The following is a 24324-nucleotide window of genomic DNA, read 5'->3' on the forward strand; positions in this document are numbered from 1 at the left end:
GGGGTGCGTCATGCTTGATACATTAATGTTGTCGCGAATTCAATTTGCGGCCAATATCAGTTTTCATATTCTCTTTCCCACCATTACCATTGCTTTGGCATGGTTTCTCGCGTTTTTTAAAATTAAGTATGACCTGACACAACACCCAGTGTGGTTACGTGCTTATCGTTTTTGGGTGAAAATTTTCGCATTGACTTTTGCGCTTGGCGTGGTCAGTGGCATTACCATGTCATTTCAGTTTGGTACCAATTGGCCAGGCTTTATGGAAAAGGTTGGTAATGTCGCCGGTCCACTTCTGGGTTACGAAGTACTCACCGCGTTTTTTATGGAAGCGACTTTTTTAGGAATTATGCTGTTTGGCATGAAGCGAGTGCCGCCAAAAATACACACTTTGGCCACCATTATTGTGGCCGTTGGCACCACCCTTTCGGCGTTTTGGATCTTATCGTTAAATAGCTGGATGCAAACACCAACGGGCTTTGAGCTAAGAGATGGAGTCGTTTACCCCACCGATTGGTTTGCCATCATTTTTAACCCCTCGTTTGGTTACCGTTTGATGCATATGTTGTTAGCCAGTGCGTTAACGGCCTCTTTCTTAATTGCAGGAGTCAGCGCTTATCGGATGCTTAAACAAGACGACAAACATGCTCCGAAGAAAACCCTGCAAGTGGCATTAACCGTAGCGGCATTGCTTACCCCTGTGCAAGCGTTCGTAGGCGATTTACACGGTCTCAATACCTTGGAACATCAACCGCAAAAAGTCGCGGCAATGGAAGGCGTTTGGGAAACCGAACGTGGTGCACCCTTGTTGTTGTTTGCTGTGCCAAACGAAGAAGAGCGTCGTAACAACTATGCCATCGGGATCCCTAACCTAGCGAGTCTGATCCTGACTCATGAAATGGATGGTGAGATTAAAGGACTCAATGAATTCAAAGGTGAGCATCCACCGGTTAAACCGGTGTTTTACAGCTTTAGAGTGATGGTTGGCATGGGCATGCTAATGATAGCGGTTGCACTACTGACTCGTTTCACTTTATACCGTAAAGGTGCACTGCCTGATTGGCAGTTAAAAGTGCTGGTAGCAATGACATTTTCAGGTTGGATTGCGACATTAGCTGGCTGGTATGTCACTGAGATTGGTCGCCAGCCTTATATTGTCAGTGGTGTTCTGCGACTCGAAGAGGCCGTCACCACCCTACCTAGTGGCAACGTGTTGTTCACCTTAATTGGCTATTTGAGTATTTATGCGGTGTTGCTGTACGCCTATATTCGCACCCTATTTCATACTGCCAATAAATCGGTTGAAGTCGAAGAGTATGAAATGAGTGAAGTGAATAAGGAGGTTGCTCGTGTTTAATGCAGAATATTTATCGCTGATTTACGCTGGTTTGATGGCGTTAGCCGTATTGGTGTATGCCATTTTGGATGGCTATGATTTAGGTGTGGGTATGCTGATCCCACTCGATGACCGCGAAACCGCAGACACCATGATAGCCTCTATTGGGCCGTTTTGGGATGCCAATGAAACTTGGCTGGTACTAGCTGTAGGATTAGCGTTTATTGCATTCCCTCAAGCCCATAGCATGATTTTGCAAGCGCTGTATTTGCCGGTGGTGTTTTTGTTGTTTGGTCTGATCATGCGTGGTGTGGCGTTTGACTTTAGGGCTAAAGCTCGGGTTAAACGGCAACGACGTTGGGACAAAGTATTTAAATTCGGCTCACTGCTTACGGGCTTTGCTCAAGGTTACATGCTGGGTCTGTATGTACTTGGTTTTGAAAACACGCTTGTAGCCCATGCTTTTGCGCTCTTTAGTGGTATTGGTGTGGTGTGCGCTTATGGCTTAATTGGCTCAGCCTGGTTAATTATGAAATGCGAAGGTCAGTTGCAACAAAGTGCCATTGCATGGTGCCGACGCTTTGCTTGGGTTGCTTTACTTGGAGTCCTCTTGGTATCGGTGATTAACCCACTGATCAACGAGCAAATTTATGCCCGTTGGTTTGATTTGCCATTGGCCTTAGTGGTGCTGCCGGCACCCATCATATGTGTCGCGTTATTCGTTATATTAGAACTGGTACTGCAAAAACTGCCTAAAGCGCCTCAAACCGGTGCTTGGTTACCCTTTATGATTTCAGCATTTATCTTTTTATTGTGCTTTTTCGGCCTAGTGTATAGCTTTTACCCTTATGTAGTGCCTGGAAAACTGACTATTTTTGAAGCCGTTGCCGACCCATCTGCTCTGACCTTTTTACTGTATGGTGTGGTGGTGGTAGTGCCGACGCTTATTGCCTATACGGTTTTTTCTTATCGCGTGTTTTGGGGCAAGGTCGAACCGCTTTCTTATTATTAAATTTTGCACTTTACCGGTTACGCATGTCGTAATTGGTATTACATTAGCCCAACCAAAAGGCAGCGTAGAGATACACTGCCTTTTTCTTTTATCACACTAATTAATAATAGCGATAGCCGTTATTTGATTTTGGGGTAGCCAATGCGGTCAGATAAATAGCCAACACTGGTGGCAAAATAATATGAACGGTTCCAATTCATCAATGCTTTGTAATTATCATAAGCAAGGTACATACGACCATTGATGTCATCAGGCATTACTAATGCGGCAGTGATGTTCACTTTTGGCAGATCGGTGCCATCCATGCGGCGTAATCCTAATTGCTGCCACTGCTCGAGCGTACGCTCTGATTTGGCCCAAAATTCGAGCCACTGTTGATGATTTTTAGTACCGCGTTTTAGAACGTGCTTGCTATCAAAGTTTTCTGGTAGTTGTACCTGACGACCCCAGGTTAAGTTATTGTTCCAACCTACGCTTTTAAGGTAGTTGGCAATGGAGGCGAAGGCATCGGCTTCCGTGGTCCAAATGTCTTTACGACCATCGTTATCATAATCGACCGCATAGGCATTAAATGAGGTGGGCATAAACTGGGTTTGACCCATGGCGCCGGCCCAAGAACCTTTGAAGTTATCGAGGTTAACATGGCCATCGCGTAAAATGTCTAACGCTGCCCACAGTTGGCGTTTGTACAAAGCCTCTCTACGGCCATCGAATGCCAGCGTCACTAATGCACTGATCACTGGATAGCCACCTTGGATACGGCCAAAGTTACTTTCTAGTCCCCAAAGGGCGACAATAAAGCGGGCCTGCACACCATATTCTTTAGCGACTTTTTCTAGTAACTCTTGGTGCTTTTTATACAGCTTTCGCGCTTGGCTTACCTTCCACTCTGGAACTCGTTTAGGAAGGTAGGTCTCTAGCGTTTCAACCACTTCAGGCTGAGATTTGTCGTTGCTAATTACTTTTTTCTTAAACTTAGCGGTGGCGAAGGCTTGGTCTACCAGCTCTTGGCTATAGCCCTTTTCGACGGCTTCTTTTTTTAATGCACTTAAATAGCTGTCGAATTTGGCTTGGGTGTTAGCAAATACTGACGTTGACAGGCACAGAGAGGCCACTAATAGAGAAATTTTTTTTATCACGCGTCGGTTACTCCATTTTGCTTTTTAAATTCATCAAGCAAGTTTTCTGTGTGTGGGGGAAGCTGTAAGTAAAAACCATCGTCGGTTAACTTCTGCTTAACTGTATCCAGATCGGCAATACCCAGCTTCTGGCGTTTAGCAAGGTTCACCATCATGACGTAAATGGGGTTGCCAAAAGTGTTTAACAAAGGTTCGGGGACATCGGAGAAATCGTCTCTTTTCGTGACAAAAAGGTAGGTATCCGCTTTTTTTGGACTTTTATATACAGCTGTAAGCATTATAACCCTATAAAATCTTGCTAATCAGTGGCGCTCACTATACCATGCTAATAGTAAGTTGTGGAAAGTTTTACTACGCTCTACGGCAAAGCTGATAAGGCTTTAGAGCGAGTTGTATAAAAATTTGAGTGCATAAATGGCAAAACAAACATTCGAACTAAAAGGAAATCTATTTACACTCTCTGTATTGCAGTTGTTTTCTTTTGATATCGCCAAATTACGACAAGAACTAGACATTAAAATATCGCAAGCGCCAAAGTTTTTCCAAGGTGCTCCGATTGTGGTTAATTTAGCGGATGTTCAGGAGCAAGCTGTAGAATTCAAAGAGTTAAAGCAGGCCCTAGAAGATTTACAATTAAATCCAGTGGGGGTTTGTAATGGCACTCAGAGTCAACATGACTTAGCCAAACAAGCTGGATTGTCGGTATTAAATTATTCACGTGACGTCCAACCCAATGCCCCAGCGCCAGCTCAGTCATCTGAAGTGGTAGAAAAGCAAGTCTATTTATCTGCTCAGATTGTTAATGGCACGGTACGTAGCGGACAACAAATCTACGCAAAAGACCGCGACTTAATTGTACTTGGTGCCGTCAGTCATGGTGCTGAGGTGATTGCTGATGGCAATGTTCATATTTATGGCACATTGAGGGGCCGCGCCATCGCCGGTGCTCAAGGCCAGCCAGACACCAGTATTTTCTGTCAAAAGCTTGAGGCAGAATTGGTGTCTATTAATGGGAGTTATTGGATCAGTGATTCGCTGCAAGGCGAATACTGGGGTCAAGCTGCTCAAATAACACAACAAGATGAATCATTAAAAATTACAGCTTTGGTCAAAGGATAAATCAGATGGCAAAAATTATTGTCGTAACTTCAGGTAAAGGCGGTGTTGGTAAAACCACGTCTAGTGCAGCAATTGGTACGGGACTGGCGCTAAAAGGTTATAAAACAGCTATAGTCGATTTTGATATTGGTCTGAGAAACCTTGACCTTATCATGGGCTGCGAACGTCGCGTGGTGTATGATTTTGTTAATGTAATTAATGGTGAAGCGAATTTAAACCAAGCGCTGATTAAAGATAAGCGTGTTGAAAAGCTTTACATTTTGCCGGCATCACAAACTCGTGATAAAGACGCCCTCACCAAAGAAGGGGTTGAGCGAGTGCTAAAAGAAATGAATGACGAATTTGATTACATCATTTGTGACTCACCTGCGGGTATTGAAGCCGGTGCCATGATGGCATTGTATTTCGCTGATGAAGCGATTGTTACTACCAACCCAGAAGTGTCATCGGTGCGCGATTCAGACCGCATTTTGGGCATTTTACAAAGTAAATCGAAGCGAGCTGAACTGGGTTTAGAGCCAGTGAAAGAGCACTTATTGCTTACTCGCTATAACCCAGAACGTGTTGATAGTGGTGAAATGCTATCAGTTGAAGACGTTAAAGATATTCTTGCAATCGATCTACTTGGGGTTATTCCTGAGTCGACTTCCGTACTTAACGCCTCAAACTCTGGCCAACCAGTGGTACTGGACCAAGAGTCAGATGCTGGCCAGGCATACAGCGACGCGATCAATCGTTTGCTAGGTGAAGTTGTTGATTTCCGCTTCTTACAAACTGAGAAGAAAGGTATCTTCAAACGGATTTTTGGAGGATAAGGTGTCATTACTAGATTATTTTCGCTCAGAAAAGAAAAGCAGTGCATCGCTTGCTAAAGAGCGTTTGCAGATCATCGTTGCCCATGAGCGTTCAAAACGCGGTACCCCAGACTACTTGCCACAATTAAAGCAAGATATTTTGAACGTGATCCGTAAATACGTGAAAGTGGATTCTGACGCTGTCAATGTACAATTCGAACAAAATGAAGATGACTTAGCTGTGTTAGAGCTTAACGTCACCTTGCCAGACGACGAAAAGTAAGTGTTGTTTGTTAGCAAAAGAGGAGCTTAAGCTCCTCTTTTACTTAAAAATGACACTCCAGGTTTTTAAGCAATCACAAATTCTGGTTCACCACCAAGCGTCGAGCTTATCGCCAATTAACTCTTTGCGCCACCCTAGTGCCAAGTCTGGTTTCATCAACAGTTGCTTTTCTTGCTCTGACTTTTTCCAAGCCCAACTAATTACCTGGTTTATTTGTTTTTTCGATGCAAAAACATCACTGGGTATATGGTTGGCAGCGGCTACTTCATTAATGATTTGCTTGATGTCTTTGCAGGCTCCTTTGTAGCCCTTATAGTCAATTAAGCGCTTTACCCGCTCTGGACATTGGTCGTCGCTCAAGTCCTTGGCGCGCTCAATGCACGCGAGGATCTCTTTACCAGAGCGGTTTACTTCCATGGTTTCAACCCCAGGTATATTGCGCAGGCTGTTCAACGAGCTGGGTCTACGTTTGGCAACTTCGACCATGTTATGCTCTTTTAAGACAAAGTTCAGGGCTAGATTTTTCTTCTCCGCTTTTGCTCTGCGCCATGCTGCTAGCTCTCGCAGCGCCGCCAGATCTCGTGCCCTGAGCTGCCAAACATTCTTAATATCAAGGTACAACAGCTCATTGGGTTGGCGAAAGCTGCGTTTTTGGGCAATTAATTCACTTTCTTGGATCACAATGTCATGAAGATTTTGTGCTTGAATACGCGTAGCTATTTGCTCATAACAGGGCAGTAAATGATAAACATCTGAGGCGGCGTAATCGAGTTGCTTTTGGCTTAATGGTCGGCGCAGCCAATCGGTTCGCGATTCACTTTTGTCGATTTCAACATCGCGTAGCTGTTTTACCATGTTAGCAAAGCCGATGCAATTGCCCTCGCCTAATAGTTGTAAGGCAAATTGTGTATCGAAAATGGGCTTTGGAATAAAACCGCCAAACTTCAAAAATACTTCTATGTCCTCTGAGGGGGAATGCAGTACTTTTAATACCTTTTCATCAACAAAGAGTTGCCATAACTTGTCAAAATTCAACTCACTTAGCGGATCGATAAGTGCTAGGTGCTGGCCGTCGTATACTTGCAACAGTGCAATTTCAGGGTACAAGGTGCGGCGGCGCATAAATTCGGTGTCTACTGCCAATACCTTGGCATCTGAAATGGCTAAAATAAATTGATCTAAAGCGGCTTGGCTTTGTATTAGTTGATACTGCACTGTGTCTCCCATGGAAAACGGTTAGAGCAAAAAAAACCGGCAAACGCCGGTTTCTTGTTATTATTCTTTTAACTTCCTACGCAGGATTTTACCGACATTGGTTTTTGGCAGTTCATCTCTAAACTCCACCATTTTCGGTACCTTGTAGTTGGTTAAATTATCACGGCAATGAGCAATTATATCCTTTTCTGTCAAAGAAGGGTCTTTTTTGACAACAAAAACTTTTACTTGCTCGCCGCTTACTTCATGCGGAACACCAATGGCGGCAACTTCAAGCACGCCGTCATGCATGGCAACAACTTCTTCAATTTCATTTGGGAAGACGTTGAAGCCAGACACTAAAATCATGTCTTTTTTGCGGTCAACAATATAGAAGAAGCCGTCATCGTCATAGGTGGCAATATCACCGGTGGCAAACCAGCCATCTTTTAAACATTCTGCAGTGGCATCTGGGCGATTATAGTAACCAGCCATGACTTGTGGACCTTTAACACAGAGCTCGCCCGGTTCCCCTTTAGGTACTTCATTGCCTTCTTCGTCAATCAGCTTGATCTCAGTGCTTGGTGCAGGTAAACCAATAGAGCCGTTGTAAGCATCTAAGTCAAAAGGACAAATAGTCACCAGTGGCGCGCACTCAGTTAAACCATAGCCTTCCATCAACTTGGTATTGGTGACCTTCTGCCAACGCTCAGCCACAGGGCGTTGCACGGCCATGCCGCCACCTAAAGACATTTTTAAGTTGGAAAAGTCCAGTTCAGCAAAGCCTGAAGTATTTAATAGGCCGTTGAATAAGGTGTTTACCCCAGTAATGGCGGTAAATGGATATTTGGCAAGCTCTTTAACGAATGCTGGCATATCACGAGGGTTGGTGATCAAGATATTGTGCCCACCATACTTCATAAAGGTTAAGCAGTTCGCCGTTAAGGCAAAGATGTGATATAGCGGCAAGGCCGTGACCACTACTTCCTTTCCTTTATCAAGCACCTTATCTAGACAACCAGACACTTGCTCAAGGTTGGCTACCATATTGCCATGAGTGAGCATTGCCCCTTTTGACACACCGGTTGTGCCGCCTGTGTATTGCAGGAATGCTAAGTCATCAAGGTTAATTTCTGGTTTTTTATAGTCCGCTGGGTTAGCAGCGATAACCTGCTTAAATGGGATGGTTTGTTTAAGGTTAAACTCCGGCACCATTTTTTTGAAGTGTTTGACAACAAAGTTAACTAGGTGCTTTTTAATGCCACCTAACATGTCACCAATTTCAGTCAACACAACATGCTTAACCTGAGTGTTAGGTAGTGCTTGTTCTAGTGTGTGACCAAAGTTCGCCAAGATAAAAATGGCTTTGGCTTCTGAGTCGTTAAGCTGGTGTTCTAATTCACGCACAGTGTAAAGTGGGTTGACATTGACCACAGTACACCCAGCTCGTAGCACACCTAAAATACTGATGGGTGTTTGTAGCAAGTTAGGCATCATCACGGCTACTTTATCGCCACGACCCAGCTTCAGGTCGTTTTGCAAATAGCTCGCAATGGCTTTGGTTTTTTCATCTACTTGTTGATAAGTGAGCGTTTTGCCCATATTGGTATATGCCGGGAAATCGGCATAATCCGCGAAACTCTTTTCAAATACTTCAAGCAACGAGTTGTAATGCTCTGGGTCGATTGATTCAGGCATACCCTCTGGATAGCGCTTCAGCCAGATTTTTTCCACTCTTAGCTCCTGTGTTCTCGTTATTTTTATACTCACCCTAAACCATAATCGATGTAAGGCACTTTAACAATTGAGCAAATACTCTAAAATCGCCATATTCCCACATAATCTTAGGATTTACAATCTAGATACCTGTTAAACATCGCGCTTGGGCGTAATGTGAGCGCATAATTTACTCAATAGTGTATTCTTTACTCTATTCCATTCCAGTGTTGCTGTTTTTAAGTTGTGCTTGATGCTTTGCAATTAGCTTATAGCAAATTTCAGGGTTTTCCATATGGCAATGATGGCCACCGGGAACTTTTTCTATGCTAAGGTCGCTAAAGCAATCGCGAAATTGATTTAATTGGCCCTTAATCATATTGAATCCCTGCTCTGCGGCAATAAATAACGTGGCGGTGTTGATGTTGCCAAGTGCGGCTTTGGCTTGTGGCAATGAATAACGAAAGCCAGAGTGGTGTTTCAGTCTCGGGTCAGTCAGCAGTTCCACGCCATGAGCGCCTGCTTTGGTATTACGCTGCATTAAAATCTTTGCCGCTTCGCTATCAATGTCCCCTACTTTTGCTCTGACCTTGGCTAACACCTCTAAACTGTCATAAGCACGAGGCTTAGCAGTGTTAAGTTTATCCCTTGAGGTAAACGCATTAATAAGTTGTTGCTGGGTTTGCGATTCACTGCTGCAGACGATGCCAATACCTTCTATTAGTGCCAAAGAGTCACAGCGCTTGGGATAACAAGCGGCAAATAAATTCGCTACCATGGCGCCCATCGAGTGGCCAACTAAATGACATGTTTCAATTTCTAAAGCGTCTAAAAAGCACTTTAAGTCATAAACGTAGTCAATAAAATAATAATAGCTGTCGGGGCTTTTCCAGTCAGATTTACCGTGCCCCAAAAAGTCCACAGCGATATGGCGTTGGGCTGGGTTAGTAAACGGCTGAAGCGGCAAAAAGCTATTGCCGTTGTCTTGCCAGCCATGTAAGTAAACCACGGTCTCTTGCCCGTGGCCCCACTGCTGAAAAGCATATGGCCCTATTTTCTGTTCTTTTATCGCATATTGGGACATCAGTTCGTTCTTTTTAGTGTTCATTGTTTTATCATTGATTTATCATCTTAACGTGACATATTCGAAGTTACTACATTGATTTGATGAAATTTAATGGTGTGCACTTTATGCGTAAAGTGTGCTTATCAAATCGCTGTTTTCGCTTCGTCAATTGCCAACACGGGAAACATAATGAAATTAAAAACAACCTTACTTGCGGCCATGGTGGGTCTGCTGTCGACACCAGAGGTCATCGCTGCACCGAAAAATATTATCTATATGATTGGTGATGGTATGGGACCTGCCTACACCACGGCCTACCGCTACTTTAAAGACGACGCTAACACCAAGGTGGTGGAGCCAACTATTTTTGATTCCATGCTGGTGGGCATGGCTCATACCTACCCAGACGACGATACCATAGTTACGGACAGTGCTGCGGGAGCCACAGCGCTCAGCACTGGAACCAAAAGCTATAACGGTGCAATCGCCGTAGACACTCATAAAGCGCACTTGGAAACCATGCTAGAAATGGCCAAGAAGCAAGGCAAAACAACCGCTTTGGTGGCCACCTCACAAATAAACCACGCCACACCGGCAAGTTTTGCAGCCCACAATGAGTCACGTCGCAACTACAATGAAATCGCTGATGATTACATGGATTTAAAAATTAATGACAAGCCGGCGGTTGACCTTATGTTAGGCGGCGGAACCAGTTATTTTATTCGTGAAGACCGCAATCTAGTGGCTGAATTTAAGCAAGCAGGTTACCAATACATTGATAGCTTAGATGCTTTAGATTCTATTTCGTCATTACCAGCATTGGGATTATTTGCTGAAAAAGGCCTTCCCCATGCGCTTGACGAAGCGCCAATGCGGTTAACCGCTATGACAAAACAGGCACTTAAGCTGGTTGATAACAGCAGTGATGCTGGCTTTTTTATGATGATTGAAGGCAGTCAAATTGACTGGTGTGGTCATGCTAATGATATTGCCTGTGCTATGGCTGAAATGGACGATTTTGCCGAGTCAATAAAATTGGCAAAAGCCTACGTTGATAACAACCCAGACACCATTTTAGTGATCACAGCAGATCACTCAACGGGCGGGCTTACTCTAGGCGCTCATGGCCAGTATCGCTGGGAGCGAGATGTGGTTGCTAAGGTAACGGGCTCAGCGCGAGTGATCGCGGAGAAATTAAGCCAAGCTAAAGACGTTAAAGCCGTATGGCAATCCACTACTGGGCTTGAATATGACAGCGCGACGGAACTTAAGCTAAAAGCGGCTCTTAAAAACGATAACAGAGCGGTGGAGAAAGTAGTAAAAGAAGCGATAGACTTAGCCTCTTTCACTGGCTGGACAACCGGCGGTCACACTGCTATTGATGTGCCCGTGTATGCTTATGGTAAGGGCTATGAAAATTTTATTGGCTCGCATAACAATACCGCCATTGCGGATAAACTAATTGAGTTTATTCGCAAGCAGTAATAGCACTTTTAACTGGGCTGCTATGTTGCAGCCCTTTTCAGATTTTCCGCAATGATCACTTGCCTTGTTTTAGCTTAACCCCCAGTAGAGCATCGCCAGTTCCATGCAGCAGCTCCATGCATGGTCATAAGTCCAGTTGGTACACATATTAAGCCTGCTAACTTTTTATCATCATTTACATAGCTTAATTTGCTGACCACGCCGTCTTTGAAGTGAATTTTAGTTTTTTTATCCTCTGAGAACATCAGTGGCACAGCAACCCCTAACCCAACGATTAAGCCAACACCCTCTTCTCCTCGGTTGTTATACACCCAAGTTGCGGAGTCACCGAAAGTAAATACGGTATCGGGCTCACCGAAGTGTGCTTTCATATCAGCCATAGTAAGTGATTGGTATTGAGTGGTAGTTTTGTCTGTAGGGTATGTTACAGCAACACCAATACATCCGGTTGTTGCCAGCGTAGCGGCAAAGCACAGTGCTTGGCTTATAGTTTTTGTAATTGTTCTCATCCATGTCCTTAATACATATCATAGCAAATTCTATTACATGCAATATCTACGTATTGAAGCGAGTAAAGTACCTGAAATAGTTGCTAAGTGGAAGAAATAAGTACCTTTAATAGGGTATAAAGCGAGAATGCTCTGTAACAGGAGTTGACCACTTATAAAAGGTGGCGTTTAGAAACAATGCGTAAATTTACTGTGTGTGAAGCAGATATAATTAAGCGTAAACCGATACGCCAATTAAGTCTTTAATCTCTTCTCGGCGGGATTCCATGGCGATGGCGCGATACTCGCCAATGGCTTTGCCGTTATTATAGCTGGGCTGATCGTATATGGTGGAGCGTTGCTGCGCTTGCATTTGTTCAACAAGCGCGATGCCTTTATCACTGCTGCGAATTTGTGGGTTATTTTGCTGGGCTGCTTGAGGTTCGGACGCAACAGGTTGCACCGCCTTTTTTGGCAGTGACTTAGGTTGGTACGTACCAGCTTGTTGAACAATGGCATTTAAATTCATCGGTGAGCTCAGGTAACCTCAAACAAACTTATAGTATAAAAATACGCCTTTATTCGCGTCCTGGCAACTTTTTCCATGTTACGGTATCTCTTACATACTGCGGCTGCGCGTCAGCTGCGCTCACCGTTTCTCCTGCGCTAAAGGCGGGTTCTGCGATAAACAACATATAATAAGCATCTGGTAAGGTAATGGTATCAATCACGCTGACATTGAGTTGCCCTGCTAATTGCTCAAATGCTTGCCAGCCAGTACCTACCCCATGGTAGCCCGATGCATCCAATTGCAGTTGCTCTGGTTTGATGACTTGTTCGGCGGTCAAAGGTTGCACTAAGCCAGTTTCATCACTTTGATATTGAGCCAGGTAAATCTCTCCCATGCGAGCATCGATAGCAGCAACCACTTGCTGGTGGCCATGCTCCATGTGCGCTTGTTGTGCCATGGCTTGCAAGTTGGATACACCCACCAAAGGTAAATTACTGGAATAAGCCAGTCCTTGGGCTACCGCGGTACTGATCCTAACGCCGGTAAAGCTGCCCGGACCACGACCAAATACAATGCCATCTAATTCACTTAATGAAATTTCGGCTTCTCTTAAAATGCGCTCAACAATAGGCAAAATCTTTTGGCTATGTTGCTGCGGACAGACTTCAAAATGTCGAATAAATTTGCCTTCAAAATGAAGAGCGATACTGAGCGCCTCGGTGGAAGCGTCGATAGCCAATAGGTTATGTTTCATTGTTGTCTATGTTCTCTAAAAAGTGAATTGCCTTATTGAGGTCTCGAGTTCGTGACATATCTGGCAAACTGCTCAAAAACGTTTGGCCGTATTTTCTCGTAACTAAACGATTATCGCAAATAATCAATACACCACGGTCTTGGGCGTCACGAATTAAGCGCCCCACACCCTGTTTTAAGGCGATCACGGCTTGGGGTAACTGAATGGCTTCAAATGGCTCTAAGCCTTGCAATTCTGCATCTCGCATACGTGCTTGCAATAAGGGATCATCCGGTGATGCAAAGGGTAATTTATCAATTAAAACGCAACTGAGTGTATCGCCCCTCACATCAACCCCTTCCCAAAACGAGGCGGTACCAAGCAGCACGGCGTTGCCGTGGCGAATAAACTGTTCCAGTATAATACGTTTGGATGCTTGCCCTTGCATAAATACGGGATATTGCAATGCCGTACTTAACCCCTCGTAAACAAGGTGCATAGCGCGGTAGCTGGTGAATAATAAAAAAGTGCGCCCTTTTGCAGCCTTGATGATCTGTTTGGCTATTTTTACCAATGCATGGGGCATCAGATCATCTCGGCTCTCTGGTAAATACCTGGGTAAGCAAAGTAACGCTTGTTGGCCATAGTTAAAGGGGCTATCAACAATAAATTCGGCGCTAGGCTTAAGCCCCAAACTGCGGCTAAAATGATTTAATGAATTATCAACAGAAAGCGTGGCCGAGGTAAAAACAAAACTGGCTTGGGTGGTGTTGATAATGTCAGCAAATTTATTCGATACATCCAACGGTGTAATATGAATGGATAAAAACCGTCGGGTAGTCTCAAACCAATAGCTAAATCCGGTTTGCGCGGTATCAAAAGCCCGTTCAAACTGGTTTTTAAACTGCATGATTTTCTCGAACGGGTGTTCAATTTTTTCGCTGCGGTCTAAACACAGTTTCAATACTTTATATAAAAAGTCGAGGTTGGCGATCACTCGGTGCATGGCATCGCAGATGGGTTTGTTTGATAGTGCCTCGCGCCAATCCCCACGAGCACCATCGGCATTAAACACCAGGCGTAGGTCCGCTAAGCTGGTTTCCAATTTATTGAGGGTTTTGCCAAGCTGCAACATATCGGGAATGTCAGAGCGGTATATTACTCTAATATCATTGACTAAGGCTTGCAGGGCTTTGGTGCTAATGGTTTCACCAAAATAATCACTGGCGATTTCAGGAAGCTGATGAGCTTCATCAAAAATATAACTGTCAGCGGTAGGAATTAATTCGGCAAAGCCAGAGTCTTTTACCGCCATATCGGCAAAAAATAAATGGTGATTGATCACCACAACATCCGCATCAATGGCTTTTAATCTCGCCTTACGAATATAACAGTCTTGATAATCTGGGCACTCTTTACCTAAGCAATTATCAGCGGTAGAAGTGACATACGGCAACACCTTGGCATCTTCTTCGATACCAACGCAGTCGGCTAAATCGCCACTTTGGGTTTCGCTGGCAAATTTAGCCACCATGGCTAATTGGTGCATAACATCGGGATCATCTGTGGGCACGTGGCTGAGATGCTGCGACAAGCGATAAGGGCATAAATAGTTACCGCGTCCTTTAAGTAAGGTGACCTTTTTGCCACTGGTAAGGACCTTTTTTAAGGTGGGCACATCGCGGTGGAAGAGTTGCTCTTGTAGCGCTTTTGAACCGGTAGAAATCACCACTTTGCCTTTGCTTTTAAAGGCCGGCACTAAGTAAGCGAATGTTTTTCCGGTGCCGGTTCCCGCCTCTGCCACGCATTGCTGTCTTGAATCCAGGGCTTTAGCAACGGCCTCTGCCATTTCGATCTGAGCTTGGCGTGGTTGGTAACCTGGGAAGTGTTTAGCCAAAGGGCCTTGAGATGAAAATATCGCAGTGACTGACAAAGTGAATTTAAGACCACAAATGATGAATCGCGAAATTGTATGTTTCTCGCAGTGAAATGGCAACCATTAGCCTTAGCGTAAAGTGAATTGCCCACCTTTTGGCAAGTGAAATGCTTATGGTTTGGTGTTGAACATATGCGTCGTTGGCATTGTGTATGATGAAGATAAAACCACAGTGGTAAATTTATGCTCCACAGACCATCTTTGCTGCTATTCTATAATGACAAAGGTTGGGTCATTTCCATTATAGTGAGAAGAAACGTTGAAAAAATCCAGCGTGCACACCGAGCATTATCTTTATCAAGAGCTTAAACAGTTACTCAAATCTGACGATAAAATTTTTGACTTTATCGAGAGCTCCTCTTTAGATGGCATGTGGTTTTGGGATCTAGAAAACCCCGAAAATGAATGGATGAGCCCAACATTCTGGCAAACGTTAGGGTATTGCCCAGAGGACATGAAACACTTTGCGAGTGAATGGCAGAATATAATTAACAAAGAAGACTTTTCTTTGGCGTTAGAAAATTTCGAAAAGCATTGCCGTGATCCAAGCCATCCATACGATCAAATAGTCAGATACACCCACAAAAATGGCCATACGGTATGGATCCGTTGCCGTGGACTGGCCATTCGTGACGAATTGGGTAAGCCTATTAGGATGTTAGGCGCACACACCGATATCACTGCTGTAAAAGAGCAAGAAGCTAAACGTATTGAACAAGAGAACAAGCAAAAAGCTGAATTGCAGAAGCAGGCCAACTTACTACATGAGCTTGAAAAGACCGCTAATATCGGTACGTGGGAAGTGAACCTGAAGACCAATGAGGTGACCTGGAGTCAACAGACGAGACGCATACATGAAGCTCCCGAAGATTACCAGCCAACTATTGAGTCAGGAATCGCCTTTTACAAACCTGGAAGAAGTCAACAACTGATCACCGAAGCGGTGTCACTGGGAATACAGCAAGGCCAACCTTGGGATCTCGAACTTGAGCTAGTTACATACAAAGGGAATTCTATTTGGGTTAAAGCATTGGGTAAGCCACTTTTTCAAAATAGTGAATGCGTTGGTTTATTTGGTGTGTTTCAAGATATCACTCGCCACAAAGAGATAGAGCAAAAAGAAAAGCAGATGAGGGAAAGAGCTGTGGCCGAGTCTATTCGGTTACAGTTAGCCAATGACGTATTGGGCATGGGAGTGTGGGAGTGGGATCTGATCACCGGAGAATTGAAATGGGATGATTGGATGTACAAATTGTATTGCGTAGAAAAGTGCAACTTTTCTGGGGCATTTGATGCATGGGAAAGCGCCGTTCACCCAGAGGACATTGATGATGCCAAAACGCTGCTCGACAAAGCAATCAGAGACAACACACCATACGATACTCAGTTTCGTGTTATAGGCTCTAGGGGGGAAATTAAGTACATCAAAGCCAATGGCAAAGTTATTTTCGATGACTCACAAAGCGCCATCAAGGTGGTGGGTGTCAATTATGACATCACCGAAAGAGTCAACACCCTACAAGTATTGGAATCTGAAAAGCTCAAGGCAGAATCAGCAGCTCTGGCAAAAACAGAATTCTTAGCGAACATGAGTCATGAGATCCGAACACCCATGAACGCCATACTCGGTGGCTTGCAATTATTGCAACATGCTGATTTAAACCATAGTCATAAAAAGGTGATTGATAATGCCGCGTATTCCGCGCAAAGTCTGTTGACCATTATTAATGATATTCTTGATTTTTCAAAAATCGAATCGAGCAGATTAATTATAGAAAAAGCGCCTTTTTCAATGCTAGAGGTAATCGAATCAATCAAGTATGACGTTGATGCGATGGTCAGCAATAAAGCGATAGATCTTATTGTCTCAATGGATAAGGAATTTAATGAAGGCTGGATAGGCGACATTGTAAGAGTGAGACAAATCATCTTAAACTTGGTCACAAACGCAGTTAAGTTTACAAACCAAGGTTCAGTTGAAATTAAACTAGCTAGTGAAAACCACAACGGAAAAAGTGTGTTAAAAGTTGCAGTCATCGACACCGGTATTGGTATCTCTGAAGCAATGCAATCTCAAATATTTGATCGATTCACCCAAGCCGATACATCAACAACGCGCAAATATGGTGGTACGGGTTTAGGCATGTCGATCACCCTAAGCTTAGTTAAATTAATGAATGGTCACATTGATTTAAACAGTCATGAAGGTTGTGGAACCACAGTAACCGTTTTATTACCCTTAGAGAAAACCAATCTGACCAGCAAACGTCATGGTAATAAATCTCTGAGTGCCCCATCACTTGAAGGTATGAAAATTTTAATTGCAGAGGATAATAAAATAAACCAAGTTGTCATTCGGAGCATGCTTGAAGCAACCTGCGCAACCTTAACACTTGTTGAAAATGGTGTTGAGGCCTTAAATGCGGTTAAAACAGAGCGTTTTGATTTAATTCTAATGGATATTCATATGCCGGAGATGGATGGTAAAATAGCACAGCTAGAAATCGCTAAAATCAACCCCGAGATCCCAGTGGTTGCGCTTACTGCTAATGTGATGGCAGATGATGTAGATACTTATCTTAACCAAGGGTTTGTAAGCCATTTAGCTAAGCCGGTAGACATGAATTTGTTATATGGGCTTCTTAAGAACTATAATAACTTGCACTGTTAGTACCTCAATTTTAGCTGGTGTACTTGACGTTAATGACAGTTCAAAACGGTTTACTTTAAACGACTTATTTTAACAGCATAGCACAATACTATTTTCTCTATTCTATTAAATAAATTATCAGCTTATTGAGCGTTATTGTGATATAAGCAGGGCCAAAATAACGGCTCGCTGTATTAAACTTGCCAATGAGTTAATGTGTATACTGATGCAGTAATATTACTACAGCAATAAATACACATTATAGCCAATGTACAGTGATAACAGCAGTGCGCCCTCGAAGCGATTAATTTTACCTTCTCGCCTATAACCTATTGCCATAATAAATAATAAAACCGTCATCAATAGCATCGCCAACCAATCGCGATATAAGATGTCTTTTGCTAACCCTACAGTAGGGTGAATTGCTCCTGCCAGCCCCATGACAGCAAGTATATTAAATATATTTGAACCAACAACATTACCGACCGCAAGATCGTGTTCTCCTTTACGAACTGCAATAATCGAAGCTGCAAGTTCTGGTAAGGAGGTGCCAATGGCCACGACGGTAAGACCAATAGTGAGATCACTGACACCAAGTATGGTAGCAATTTCTACGGCTCCCCACACTAAAGACCTAGAGCTCATTAATAAGACCACAAGCCCAATGGTTAGGCTCAGTAATGCACTCAGGTTGGTTGCTTTATTATTATCACCGATCATACCCTCGACATGTGCTAGCTGATCGTGTGGTTGGCGCCGAGCAATAACCACTGTCCAAAGAACAAACGCGGCCAACGCGGTTAACAATATCAATGAATCTGTCAAAGATAGGTCAAAGTCTTTCAGTAGGATGCCGCAAAAAATGACTAGAAATAATAAGATTGGCAGCTCTTTTTTTAGAATAGCCGAGTGCACTCTCAGCGGTGCGATTATTGCTGTAATACCTACTATTAAACCAATATTGACGATATTTGAACCCAGTGCATTGCCCACCGCCAGTTCCGAACTGCCTTTATATGCCGCTATAGCTGAGACAAATACCTCGGGAGCTGATGTACCGAATCCTACGATAACCATGCCGATAATAAGAGGCGACACGCCGCTGTTACTAGCTAAGGTAGAGGCACCGTCAATAAATTTATTCGCGCTCCAAATTAAAAATAGTAAGCCAAGCAAGATGGCTAAAGAAGCTAGAACCATGACAAATCCTATTATCTAAACAATTGATGACTATGAGGTAATAGTATGAACAAAGCTGACTTACAGGCGCTGTCCTAGGCTACAGGTTAGTCCCTTTGTAGTTGAATGCAAAAAGTATAATCGCTTAAATACCGTTTCGATATTAGGTCAAAGTAGGTGGGGGAAACGCAACATTAAGCCCAGGTGTCTAAGTTTTCGCCTTTATTTTCCTCATGGTGTTTGTTTTCCTCTTGGTCTTCATCGCTGTCGGGGATTCTATCTTCCTTTTGCTGTTGACGCTTTAACGCCATTTCGGCTTTTAAATCGTTTTTTACTTTTTCAACTTTGTAGTGCTGCACGCCAGCAACATGAAAAGTCGGCTTGTGACTGACATCCAGCCTGACTATTGGCCCTAAAAAGGGCTTAAACGCATCCATATCTCACCTCAAATAACTCTCTGTTGTATATGCTTATTATCGGCAGTTATAAGTTAGACTTTAAATAAGTTAAAAAAATGATTGCCAACACTCATGTTAGTATGTTTATCTATAAATGTACTCAATTAGACAGTAAACAAATTTCAAGGTTTTATTATGTTTATCACACTGACAGCCGTTCATCATCACCATCATCATACGGGATAACCTGTCAGTTATTTCGCTGGTGGGTTATTCCTTAAAGGAACCTCCGGCGAGACCAAAATAGTCCAAGTTTATTTCGCCCCGAGGTTCCGCCTCGGGGTTTTTCGTTTTAAGAATTAGGAAATAAATTATGAGCAACAACAATCGTTTAAGAATCGCAATTCAAAAATCAGGACGCTTATCAAAAGACTGTCAGGCGCTGCTAAAGCAACTGGGTGTTAAGCTTAACTTAAGAGAGCAGCGTCTTATTGCACACTCTACCAACATGCCTATTGATGTTCTGCGTGTGCGTGATGACGATATTCCAGGCCTAGTAATGGATGGCGTGTGCGATTTAGGTATTGTTGGTGAAAACGTCCTTGAAGAAGTACAGGCTGAACGCGTTCGCAATGCCCAAGCCGCTGAAGTGAAAAAGCTCTCAAAACTAGACTTTGGTTTTTGCCGCCTAGCATTGGCTTGGCCACAAGAGCTTGGCCAGCAAGACAAAGCTTGGTTCAATGGCAAACGCATTGCCACCACCTACCCAGAAATCCTTAAGCAATACTTACAACGTGAAAACATCGACGCCAGCGTCGTTATGCTAACGGGCTCTGTTGAAGTTGCACCGCGCGCTGGGCTGGCTGATGCAATTTGCGATCTGGTATCAACCGGTGCCACCCTTGAAGCCAATGGCCTAATACAAGGCGATACCATCTTAGAATCGAACGCGTGTTTAATCCAAAATGCCAACTTAACTGATACCAGCAAGTTGTCGTTAATTAATACCTTAATGCCGCGCCTTAAAGGGGTGAAACAAGCCAAAGAAAGCAAATACATCATGATGCACGCTCCTAAGGATAAATTGGACCAAGTGTGTGAGCTATTACCTGGTACAGGTCAACCAACCTTGTTAGCTTTAGCTGGCAGCGATGACTACGTAGCCTTGCACATGGTCAGCTCAGAAACCTTATTCTGGGAAACCATGGAAGAGCTCAAAGCGCTCGGTGCCAATTCCATTCTTGTTATGCCAATTGAAAAGATGATGGAGTGATCCCATGCTAGTGTGGCAACAAGCCTCTGCCAGTGAACGTGCTGCTAGCCTTAATCGACCTGCTGTGTCAGTGAGCGAGGAGGTAAAAAGCAGCGTTGAAGAGATAATCAGCAATGTTAAACAGCGCGGTGATGACGCCCTACTCTACTACGCTGAGTTATTTGATAAGCGTACAACCCCAAGGATTGTCGTTCCACAGCAAGAAATTGATGACAGTGAAAGGCAATTATCACCTGAGCTAAAATCGGCAATCGAGCAAGCGTATGGCAACATCAGAAAGTTCCATGAGCAACAGCAGCCACAACCGGTTGTTGTTGATACCCAACCTGGTGTGCGTTGTGAATTGCGCTATCAAGCAATTGCCGCAGTGGGGTTATATATCCCTGGAGGCAGTGCTCCATTGCCTTCATCGGTGTTGATGCAAGGGGTATGTGCGCAATTAAGTGGCGCCAGCACCATTGTGTTAGCCACCCCAGTTAAGGGCGATGAGCGCATCAATCCAGCTATTTTATATGCAGCTAAACTCTGTGGAGTCACCACGGTAGTGGAGTGTGGCGGCGCTGGAGCCATTGCCGCTATGGCGCTTGGCACCGAGAGCGTGCCACAAGTAAACAAAATATTTGGCCCAGGTAATAGCTTTGTCACCATGGCAAAACAGCTGCTATCACAATCCGTTCCAGGTCTTGCTATTGATATGCCGGCAGGCCCATCTGAAGTGTTAGTGATTGCTGATAATGGCGCTAACCCTGAGTTTATTGCCGCAGACTTACTTTCTCAGGCAGAGCACGGCAGTGATTCTCAAGTGATACTATTATGCGATTGTGAACGCACGATAGTGGCAACCCAGGCGGCACTTGAGCGGCAGTTACAAACGCTCAGCCGTGCTGACATTGCCCGCGCCGCGCTTGAAAATAGCAGTTTGATTTTAGTGGCCGATTTAAGCCAAGCGTTTGCTATTTCGGGAGAGTATGGTCCTGAGCACCTGATTTTACAAATTCGTTATGCTGAGCAATATCTGCCCTTAGTTAAAAACGCAGGTTCGGTGTTTGTTGGCGACTATAGCCCAGAATCAGCTGGTGATTATGCCTCTGGTACCAATCACGTATTACCAACGTACGGCTATTCTAAAACTTATTCGAGCTTGAATTTAATGGATTTTTATAAGGCCTATACGGTACAGACTATTTCAAAATCTGGCTTACAGACATTAAGTTCCGCCATTTTGCCTATTGCTGAGGCCGAGGGCTTAGACGCCCACGCCAATGCCGTGAAAGTGCGCTTGGAGAAATAAAAATGAGCACTATATCGTTACCAAAGAACATTGAACAACTGAAAGCGTATAGCTCAGCTAAAAGTGAAAAGCTGACTGGCACCACTTGGCTGAATGCCAATGAGAGCCCTTATAACAAGGTATTAGAGCAGCGTTTCGAGGACTTAAACCGGTATCCAGATCCGCAACCGCAGGCGGTTATTGAAGCCTATGCCAACTACGCTAACGTCAACGCCGAACAAGTGTTAATGACCCGTGGCGCCGATGAAGGGATAGAGCTACTTGTACGAACGTTTTGCCAGCCCAGCAAAGACAGTATTGCCATTTTTACGCCAACGTATGGCATGTATAAGGTCACAGCCGATACCCATAATGTTGCCATTAATGAGCTGAGCCAGAAAGACTTAGCAGAGCTTGAAGTGGATGAGCTGGTGGCAGCCACAGCGGGTGCTAAATTAGTATTTATTTGTAATCCGAATAACCCCACAGGGTCGATGCAAAGTGTCGAGCGCATTGCCTCTTTAGCAAAACGCATACAAGGGCAAGCCTTGGTGGTTGTCGATGAAGCTTATATTGAGTTTTGTTACCAGCAAACGGCTGCAGGGCTAATTGCAGAGTTTAGTAATATTGTGGTGCTACGCACACTGTCTAAGGCATTTGCTCTGGCTGGATTGCGCGTGGGCTTTATGCTTGCCAGTGACACTGTTTTAGCACCAGTTCGTAAAGTTATCGCGCCTTACCCAGTTTCGGTTGTGGTGGCACAAATTGCCGAGCAAGCGTTAACCGTTAATGCTATTACCCAAATGCAGCGTCAAGTGAGTATTTTGAATCTCGCCAAACAGCAGCTGATTAGTTGGTTAGAGCAAAGCGATATTGTCACTCAAATATTAGTGGGTGAAGGCAACTTTGTTACCTTACAACTGAGTGACAAGCAATTTATTACCACAGCCATGGAGCAAGGTCTGATCATGCGACCCTTTGTGTTATACGGTCAGGATAACTGGCTTAGGATCTCGATTGGCAATGAGCAAGAATTAAAACAAGTTAAGTGTTGGCTAGAGCAAAGCCAACCAGTAAAGGAAGTATCATGAGCGCCCCCTATTTATTTATTGACCGTGACGGCACCATTATTGAAGAGCCGGTAACGGATAAACAAGTTGATAGCCTTGAAAAACTCGCCTTACTGCCGAATGTCATTCCGGCATTATTGGCATTACAAAGTGCGGGTTACAAGTTAGTGATGGTGTCGAATCAAGATGGGCTTGGCACCGCCAGTTTTCCAAAGCCTGACTTTGATGCCCCACAAGATAAAATGATGCAAATTTTAACCAGCCAAGGCATTCAATTTGAAGACGTGCTTATTTGCCCGCACTTTGATAGTGATGGCTGCCAGTGTCGTAAACCCAAAACTGGTTTGCTCACTGAGCTTATGCGTTCAGGCAAGGTTGACCTTAGCAAGTCAGCGGTGATTGGTGACCGTGATACTGACCTTCAGCTGGCTGAGAATTTGTGCATTAAAGGCATACGTTATGAAGATAATTGGCCTGCCATCGTGACCGAATTAACCACAGCCAATCGTCAAGCAGAAGTTGTTCGCAATACCAAAGAAACGCAAATAGCGGTGAAGGTCAATTTGGATCAACAAGCCAATGGTAGCATTACTACCGGATTGGGCTTTTTTGATCACATGCTGGATCAGATCAGAACCCACGCCAACATTGGTTTGACCGTGCAGGCGAAGGGAGATCTCCATATTGATGAGCATCACTTAGTCGAAGACATTGGTATCGCTTTAGGCGTTGCGTTTAAACAAGCCTTGGGAACCAAGTCGAAAATTGCACGCTATGGCTTTGCTTTGCCAATGGATGAGTGTAAAGCAGAATGTCAGTTGGATTTGTCAGGTCGGGCTTCATTTGTGCTAAATGCCGACTTCAGTCGTGAAAAAGTGGGCGACTTAGACGTACAGATGGTGGAGCACTTCTTCAAATCATTTGCTGATAATGCCGCTGTAAGCTTAATTCTGAGTGTCAGTCAGGGCAATGCCCACCACCAAGTAGAGGGGCTGTTTAAAGCCTTTTCCCGTGCCATTAGAATGGCCATCGCAGTGGACGAATCTCAGCAAACGGCAAGTTCTAAGGGGTGTTTATGATTGCCATAATCAATACCGGCTGTGCCAATATCAACTCGGTACGTTTTGCCTTTGAACGTTTAGGGGTGACACCGGAAGTGATCACCGCACCAGAAAAACTAGCGCAATTTGATCGTGCTATTTTGCCTGGAGTTGGCCACGCCAATGTTGCTATGCAGCGTTTACGGCAACAAGGTTGGGATCAGGCTATTGCCGAATATCAGCGGCCGCTGATGGGTATCTGTCTTGGCATGCAGCTGTTGTGCGAGTCGACTGAAGAAGGCGGCATTGACTGTCTTGGTCAGATACCAGGTCAGGTTAAATTACTCGATACCCAAGGCCAAACCGCTCCCCACATGGGCTGGAATAACTTACAGGTTCAGCAACAGCACCCTCTTGCGTTAGGTATTACGGCTCAAGATCAAGTGTATTTTGTCCACAGTTTTGCCCATACCGTAAACCAGTCTACTTTGGTCAGTGGCGAATATGGCGAAACGTTCTCGGCCATTGTGGCAAAAGACAATTACGCTGGAATGCAATTCCACCCTGAACGCAGTGGTAAAGTGGGGGCTGCTTTGCTGCAAAATTTCATTAATTGGCAACTATAAGGACGA

23 protein-coding genes are annotated in these 24324 nt (G+C 44.2%); 12 read left to right on the forward strand and 11 right to left on the reverse strand.

From position 1 onward, the window contains the following. Window positions 1-10 precede the first annotated feature (10 nt). On the forward strand, window positions 11-1357 hold the full coding sequence (locus ACNKW2_RS05105; protein ID WP_419147575.1) for a cytochrome ubiquinol oxidase subunit I: 1347 nt from the start codon (window positions 11-13) through the stop codon (window positions 1355-1357). Next, window positions 1350-2348 carry a cytochrome d ubiquinol oxidase subunit II gene (locus ACNKW2_RS05110; RefSeq protein WP_419147576.1) on the forward strand — a complete coding sequence of 333 codons (999 nt, stop codon included), beginning with the start codon at window positions 1350-1352 and terminating at the stop codon, window positions 2346-2348. Before ACNKW2_RS05105 ends, ACNKW2_RS05110 begins: the two co-directional genes overlap by 8 nt. Before the next feature lie 119 nt (window positions 2349-2467). Here ACNKW2_RS05110 and ACNKW2_RS05115 read toward each other — a convergent pair whose 3' ends face one another. Together ACNKW2_RS05115 and ACNKW2_RS05120 are read right to left on the reverse strand one after the other, a co-directional pair. Further along, window positions 2468-3487 (reverse strand): lytic murein transglycosylase, encoded by a 1020-nt coding sequence (locus ACNKW2_RS05115; protein ID WP_419147577.1) that lies wholly within the window; start codon window positions 3485-3487, stop codon window positions 2468-2470. After that, window positions 3484-3765 (reverse strand): YcgL domain-containing protein, encoded by a 282-nt coding sequence (locus ACNKW2_RS05120; RefSeq protein WP_336565538.1) that lies wholly within the window; start codon window positions 3763-3765, stop codon window positions 3484-3486. The genes ACNKW2_RS05115 and ACNKW2_RS05120 overlap by 4 nt, the downstream gene beginning before the upstream one ends. A gap of 136 nt (window positions 3766-3901) precedes the next feature. Between ACNKW2_RS05120 and minC the strand changes: the two genes are divergently transcribed. Genes minC through minE form a run of 3 tightly spaced genes read left to right on the forward strand, consistent with a single transcriptional unit; the run spans window position 3902 to window position 5683 of the window. Next, window positions 3902-4606 (forward strand): septum site-determining protein MinC, encoded by a 705-nt coding sequence (gene minC / locus ACNKW2_RS05125; RefSeq protein ID WP_419147578.1) that lies wholly within the window; start codon window positions 3902-3904, stop codon window positions 4604-4606. Between the two features lie 5 nt (window positions 4607-4611). Continuing rightward, the gene (gene minD / locus ACNKW2_RS05130; RefSeq protein WP_336565536.1) at window positions 4612-5421 is read left to right on the forward strand and encodes a septum site-determining protein MinD; all 810 of its coding nucleotides are present in this window, start codon (window positions 4612-4614) and stop codon (window positions 5419-5421) included. A gap of 1 nt (window position 5422) precedes the next feature. Continuing rightward, window positions 5423-5683, forward strand: coding sequence for a cell division topological specificity factor MinE (gene minE, locus ACNKW2_RS05135; protein ID WP_419147579.1), 261 nt, complete (start codon window positions 5423-5425; stop codon window positions 5681-5683). A gap of 87 nt (window positions 5684-5770) precedes the next feature. On the opposite strand, the gene rnd is transcribed toward minE, so the two are convergent. The 3 genes from rnd to ACNKW2_RS05150 all read right to left on the reverse strand — a co-directional run bounded on the left by rnd (window position 5771) and on the right by ACNKW2_RS05150 (window position 9701). Then, window positions 5771-6898: a ribonuclease D gene (rnd, locus tag ACNKW2_RS05140; RefSeq protein WP_419147580.1), complete on the reverse strand. Its 1128-nt coding sequence runs from the start codon at window positions 6896-6898 to the stop codon at window positions 5771-5773. 60 nt (window positions 6899-6958) lie between these two features. Next, window positions 6959-8611 carry a long-chain-fatty-acid--CoA ligase FadD gene (fadD, locus tag ACNKW2_RS05145; protein WP_419147581.1) on the reverse strand — a complete coding sequence of 551 codons (1653 nt, stop codon included), beginning with the start codon at window positions 8609-8611 and terminating at the stop codon, window positions 6959-6961. Between the two features lie 196 nt (window positions 8612-8807). After that, a complete protein-coding gene (locus ACNKW2_RS05150) occupies window positions 8808-9701 on the reverse strand; it encodes an alpha/beta fold hydrolase (protein WP_419147582.1) in 894 nt (297 codons plus the stop codon). A 147-nt stretch (window positions 9702-9848) separates the two neighbouring features. On the opposite strand from ACNKW2_RS05150, the gene ACNKW2_RS05155 reads away from it, so the two are divergent. Next, window positions 9849-11144, forward strand: coding sequence for an alkaline phosphatase (locus ACNKW2_RS05155; RefSeq protein ID WP_419147583.1), 1296 nt, complete (start codon window positions 9849-9851; stop codon window positions 11142-11144). A gap of 74 nt (window positions 11145-11218) precedes the next feature. Here ACNKW2_RS05155 and ACNKW2_RS05160 read toward each other — a convergent pair whose 3' ends face one another. From ACNKW2_RS05160 to ACNKW2_RS05175, 4 genes are all read right to left on the reverse strand, one after another. Beyond that, a complete protein-coding gene (locus tag ACNKW2_RS05160) occupies window positions 11219-11653 on the reverse strand; it encodes a hypothetical protein (protein WP_419147584.1) in 435 nt (144 codons plus the stop codon). Window positions 11654-11864: 211 nt separating this feature from the next. Further along, window positions 11865-12161, reverse strand: a complete 297-nt coding sequence (locus ACNKW2_RS05165) for a hypothetical protein (RefSeq protein ID WP_419147585.1) — start codon at window positions 12159-12161, stop codon at window positions 11865-11867. 49 nt (window positions 12162-12210) lie between these two features. Continuing rightward, the gene (tsaB, locus tag ACNKW2_RS05170; RefSeq protein ID WP_419147586.1) at window positions 12211-12897 is read right to left on the reverse strand and encodes a tRNA (adenosine(37)-N6)-threonylcarbamoyltransferase complex dimerization subunit type 1 TsaB; all 687 of its coding nucleotides are present in this window, start codon (window positions 12895-12897) and stop codon (window positions 12211-12213) included. Continuing rightward, window positions 12887-14773: a DNA repair helicase YoaA gene (locus ACNKW2_RS05175; RefSeq protein ID WP_472978000.1), complete on the reverse strand. Its 1887-nt coding sequence runs from the start codon at window positions 14771-14773 to the stop codon at window positions 12887-12889. Before ACNKW2_RS05175 ends, tsaB begins: the two co-directional genes overlap by 11 nt. 298 nt (window positions 14774-15071) lie before the next feature. Here ACNKW2_RS05175 and ACNKW2_RS05180 point away from each other — a divergent pair, with 298 nt between their 5' ends. Beyond that, complete coding sequence (locus tag ACNKW2_RS05180) at window positions 15072-17483, forward strand: PAS domain-containing hybrid sensor histidine kinase/response regulator (protein WP_419147588.1); 2412 nt, start codon at window positions 15072-15074, stop codon at window positions 17481-17483. Between the two features lie 219 nt (window positions 17484-17702). Here ACNKW2_RS05180 and ACNKW2_RS05185 read toward each other — a convergent pair whose 3' ends face one another. Together ACNKW2_RS05185 and ACNKW2_RS05190 are read right to left on the reverse strand one after the other, a co-directional pair. Beyond that, a complete protein-coding gene (locus ACNKW2_RS05185) occupies window positions 17703-18662 on the reverse strand; it encodes a calcium/sodium antiporter (RefSeq protein WP_419147589.1) in 960 nt (319 codons plus the stop codon). A 173-nt stretch (window positions 18663-18835) separates the two neighbouring features. Next, complete coding sequence (locus ACNKW2_RS05190) at window positions 18836-19078, reverse strand: hypothetical protein (protein ID WP_419147590.1); 243 nt, start codon at window positions 19076-19078, stop codon at window positions 18836-18838. A 334-nt stretch (window positions 19079-19412) separates the two neighbouring features. On the opposite strand from ACNKW2_RS05190, the gene hisG reads away from it, so the two are divergent. The 5 genes from hisG to hisH are packed head-to-tail and all read left to right on the forward strand — an operon-like array spanning window position 19413 to window position 24318. Next, window positions 19413-20312: an ATP phosphoribosyltransferase gene (hisG, locus tag ACNKW2_RS05195; protein ID WP_419147591.1), complete on the forward strand. Its 900-nt coding sequence runs from the start codon at window positions 19413-19415 to the stop codon at window positions 20310-20312. Between the two features lie 4 nt (window positions 20313-20316). Then, window positions 20317-21603, forward strand: coding sequence for a histidinol dehydrogenase (hisD, locus tag ACNKW2_RS05200; protein ID WP_419147592.1), 1287 nt, complete (start codon window positions 20317-20319; stop codon window positions 21601-21603). A 2-nt stretch (window positions 21604-21605) separates the two neighbouring features. Then, window positions 21606-22673 carry a histidinol-phosphate transaminase gene (gene hisC, locus ACNKW2_RS05205; protein ID WP_419147593.1) on the forward strand — a complete coding sequence of 356 codons (1068 nt, stop codon included), beginning with the start codon at window positions 21606-21608 and terminating at the stop codon, window positions 22671-22673. After that, entirely contained in the window at window positions 22670-23731 is a 1062-nt protein-coding gene (hisB, locus tag ACNKW2_RS05210; protein WP_419147594.1) for a bifunctional histidinol-phosphatase/imidazoleglycerol-phosphate dehydratase HisB, read from the forward strand. The genes hisC and hisB overlap by 4 nt, the downstream gene beginning before the upstream one ends. Further along, the gene (gene hisH / locus ACNKW2_RS05215; protein WP_419147595.1) at window positions 23728-24318 is read left to right on the forward strand and encodes an imidazole glycerol phosphate synthase subunit HisH; all 591 of its coding nucleotides are present in this window, start codon (window positions 23728-23730) and stop codon (window positions 24316-24318) included. Before hisB ends, hisH begins: the two co-directional genes overlap by 4 nt. The last annotated feature ends 6 nt before the right edge of the window (window positions 24319-24324 follow it).

The organism is Pseudoalteromonas 'SMAR', from assembly GCF_048515945.1.
In the GTDB taxonomy this organism is placed as follows: Bacteria; Pseudomonadota; Gammaproteobacteria; order Enterobacterales; family Alteromonadaceae; genus Pseudoalteromonas.

Excerpts from the sequence above, each read along its gene's own strand:
- ACNKW2_RS05105 (WP_419147575.1), top strand. The coding sequence starts at position 11 with ATGCTTGATACATTAATGTTGTCGCGAATTCAATTTGCGGCCAATATC.
- ACNKW2_RS05120 (WP_336565538.1), bottom strand. The coding sequence starts at position 3,765 with ATGCTTACAGCTGTATATAAAAGTCCAAAAAAAGCGGATACCTACCTT.
- minC (WP_419147578.1), top strand. The coding sequence starts at position 3,902 with ATGGCAAAACAAACATTCGAACTAAAAGGAAATCTATTTACACTCTCT.
- minD (WP_336565536.1), top strand. The coding sequence starts at position 4,612 with ATGGCAAAAATTATTGTCGTAACTTCAGGTAAAGGCGGTGTTGGTAAA.
- ACNKW2_RS05150 (WP_419147582.1), bottom strand. The coding sequence starts at position 9,701 with ATGAACACTAAAAAGAACGAACTGATGTCCCAATATGCGATAAAAGAA.
- ACNKW2_RS05155 (WP_419147583.1), top strand. The coding sequence starts at position 9,849 with ATGAAATTAAAAACAACCTTACTTGCGGCCATGGTGGGTCTGCTGTCG.
- ACNKW2_RS05160 (WP_419147584.1), bottom strand. The coding sequence starts at position 11,653 with ATGAGAACAATTACAAAAACTATAAGCCAAGCACTGTGCTTTGCCGCT.
- ACNKW2_RS05165 (WP_419147585.1), bottom strand. The coding sequence starts at position 12,161 with ATGAATTTAAATGCCATTGTTCAACAAGCTGGTACGTACCAACCTAAG.
- tsaB (WP_419147586.1), bottom strand. The coding sequence starts at position 12,897 with ATGAAACATAACCTATTGGCTATCGACGCTTCCACCGAGGCGCTCAGT.
- ACNKW2_RS05185 (WP_419147589.1), bottom strand. The coding sequence starts at position 18,662 with ATGGTTCTAGCTTCTTTAGCCATCTTGCTTGGCTTACTATTTTTAATT.
- ACNKW2_RS05190 (WP_419147590.1), bottom strand. The coding sequence starts at position 19,078 with ATGGATGCGTTTAAGCCCTTTTTAGGGCCAATAGTCAGGCTGGATGTC.
- hisG (WP_419147591.1), top strand. The coding sequence starts at position 19,413 with ATGAGCAACAACAATCGTTTAAGAATCGCAATTCAAAAATCAGGACGC.
- hisD (WP_419147592.1), top strand. The coding sequence starts at position 20,317 with ATGCTAGTGTGGCAACAAGCCTCTGCCAGTGAACGTGCTGCTAGCCTT.
- hisC (WP_419147593.1), top strand. The coding sequence starts at position 21,606 with ATGAGCACTATATCGTTACCAAAGAACATTGAACAACTGAAAGCGTAT.
- hisB (WP_419147594.1), top strand. The coding sequence starts at position 22,670 with ATGAGCGCCCCCTATTTATTTATTGACCGTGACGGCACCATTATTGAA.
- hisH (WP_419147595.1), top strand. The coding sequence starts at position 23,728 with ATGATTGCCATAATCAATACCGGCTGTGCCAATATCAACTCGGTACGT.